Origin of the sequence: Mycobacterium paraffinicum (assembly GCF_025822865.1) — a bacterium.
Classification (GTDB): Bacteria; Actinomycetota; Actinomycetes; order Mycobacteriales; family Mycobacteriaceae; genus Mycobacterium; species Mycobacterium paraffinicum.
The window spans coordinates 1-2,404 of the sequence record NZ_JACKUR010000044.1; the positions used below are offsets into that span (position 1 = coordinate 1).

At 62.3% G+C, this 2,404-nt stretch carries 3 protein-coding genes and 1 pseudogene; all 4 read right to left on the reverse strand.

Going from position 1 to position 2,404, the window contains the following annotated elements; genetic code table 11:
• Positions 1-125: 125 nt before the first annotated feature.
• A pseudogene (locus H7J89_RS26035) lies at positions 126-831 on the reverse strand (ATP-binding protein); the annotation flags it as partial.
• A gap of 43 nt (positions 832-874) precedes the next feature.
• The gene (locus H7J89_RS25820) at positions 875-1,198 is read right to left on the reverse strand and encodes a transposase (RefSeq protein ID WP_308205152.1); all 324 of its coding nucleotides are present in this window, start codon (positions 1,196-1,198) and stop codon (positions 875-877) included.
• Positions 1,186-1,431 (reverse strand): Mu transposase domain-containing protein, encoded by a 246-nt coding sequence (locus tag H7J89_RS25825; protein ID WP_308205153.1) that lies wholly within the window; start codon positions 1,429-1,431, stop codon positions 1,186-1,188. Before H7J89_RS25825 ends, H7J89_RS25820 begins: the two co-directional genes overlap by 13 nt.
• Positions 1,432-1,595: 164 nt before the next feature.
• A complete protein-coding gene (locus H7J89_RS25830) occupies positions 1,596-2,084 on the reverse strand; it encodes a hypothetical protein (RefSeq protein ID WP_308205154.1) in 489 nt (162 codons plus the stop codon).
• Positions 2,085-2,404: the final 320 nt, after the last annotated feature.

Below are 2,404 nucleotides of genomic sequence, written 5' to 3' on the forward strand. Positions count from 1 at the left end.
CTACAACCATCAGCGTCGACACAGCGCCGCAGACGGACTGTCGCCCGTCAACTACGAGATCAGGGAAAACAGTCAGAAGCCGGAAGCGGCTTAAGAAACCCTCCACGATCTCAGGGGAAGCACAAGGTCAGGCGGTCGATGGCCGATTGGGTTAGGAGGGTGTCGGCGGTCATGGTTAGCCATTCGGCGGGTTCTCGGTTGAAGGTCACGATGGTGGTTTTGGTGCCGTTTCGTTCGACGGTGATTTCGTAGAAGTCGCTGGTGTTGGGGGCGTCGAGGGGCCGCAGTGCGAAGTCGTCGATGACCAACACGTCGATGGCGGCCAGCCAGCGGATCTCGGCTTCGAGGATGTTGTCGAGACGGGCGGCACGTAGCCGGGTGAACAGTTTGTCGGCGCGAGCGAACAGCACGGTGTGGCGACGCTGAATTGCTATGTGGTCCAGGGCTGATGCCAAGTGCGTTTTGCCCACCCCGACCGGGCCGAGAATGATCGCGGACTGCTTGGCGTCCAGGAAATGCAGTGCGGTCAGGTCGCCGAGCAGGGTGCGGTCATAGCGCAGGTCCTCGTGTGCGGTCCAGGTGTCCAGACGCATCGATGGATCGATTCCAGCTTTAGCAGAAACGCATTGGTGCAGAATGCGATTCGCGCCGTGATACCTCATCGGCGAGGAGGACTTCCGGGAATCCGATGCGGCTGAGTTTGTGTTGGCGGGCCAGCGTGGCGCGTTCGCCCAGGGCCTCAGCCAGCGCACCGAGCTTGAGGGTTTTGAGCAGCCGGATCAGATCGGCACCGACGGGCTCAGCGGGCTTTTGGTTGGTGGTGGTGGTCATCTTTAGCGGGTCTCCTCGGAGTCGATTGCGTCTGGCGCTACGGTTAATTTGGTTGTAGTAGAGGTGAATTCAGATGGGTCCCGAGAGAATTGGGTGATGTGTCGCCGACTGCCTGCGGTAGCGCCAGGGCGGTGCTCTCGGTGGCGCGTTCCAACATGGAAGCGACCTCGTTGACCGAGACGACGTCAAGGTCCAGCGATAATGAACATGCTTGGTCGACGCGGTCAGCGCCGTAGCGGCGAATCAGGTTCTGCAGTCGGTAGACGGTGCGCATCCGGGTCCAGGGCAGCGGGTCATCGAGGATGCGTTCGGCGTAGATCCCGATATTCTGCCCGTGTGCCGCATACGCCGCAATCAACGCCGCCAAGTCACGTAGCGCGTAGCCGGTCTTGTGTTCCGGCAGATCCTCGCGGTCGGTGCTGCGGCCACCGACAGGCTGGCGAGGATGGATTTCACTAGCTTGCCGCGGTGATAGAACTTCACCAGCTCGCTATCGGCGCGCACGTCCAGCGTGGCGCCGATCCACTGCTCAGGCAGCGAATAGAGGGCTTTGACGACCTCGGCGTGGTAATCGGGGTGAATCTTGACCGTCTTGAACACCGGCACGTCATAGACGGCGGGAACCGCCCCCCAGATGGGGGTTGTTCCTCGGCGGTGAGCACTCGGCCGGCCGTGCGCAGGTGGTGCCGTGAACACGGGTACCGGCGGTCTGGCGACACCACCGCTCGGCGGCGTGTTGGGCGTCGTCTATATTGGTGAATGTCTCACCAGCCCAATAGTTTCCCGCGCACATACTGCACTGCGCGTTCGACTCTGGGCTTGTCTTTCGGTGACCTGACTCGGGCGGGGTCGGTGACGAACCCAGCGTGGCTGGCGTAATCGAGCCACCCTTGAGTGAACTGCGGGTGGACCGGATCAGCGGCAGCGATCACCGGCTTCATGTTGTCGCACACCAGGACAGCGAATACCCCGCCGAAAAACCCCCAGGCCGCCTGGCAACCGGCGATCACCGCCGCCAGGGTCTGCGAGTAGCTCAGCCACACGAACATGTGCCGGGAGTACACGGCGGTGAAGATCAACACATACACCTTGCGGCGCCGCCCATCGGCGGTGTCGGTGAGCATGCCCAAATAGCCGAGATCGATCTGGCACTCCACCCCGGGATCACCGTCGTTGACCCGGACCGTCGTGTCCTCACGCCCGAAACCGCAACGTTCCGAGGCGAATCGGTGCAACGTGCGATACGGGACCACACCCTTGGCGGGCCAGCAGCACTTCGATCTTGGTGATCGTCAACGGCAGATGCTCACCATCACCGGCGACCCACACTCTGATCGTGCAGCAGACCCCGTAGCACGTCGGGGTGGGTGGTGGTGGTGAGTCGTTCGGCCAGCACGGCCCGCAGGTCGATATCGCGGGCAATTGTCATCGCGTAATGCCTTTGCTTGAGGGGTCTGCTGCACGGATAGGTGACATCTGAGTTGGCTTGCCCTGGTGGGGTGGGCTGGAAGGATGTCGCTGTGCCTAGGCCTTATCCCCGAGAGTTCCGTGACGATGTCGTGCGGGTCGCCCG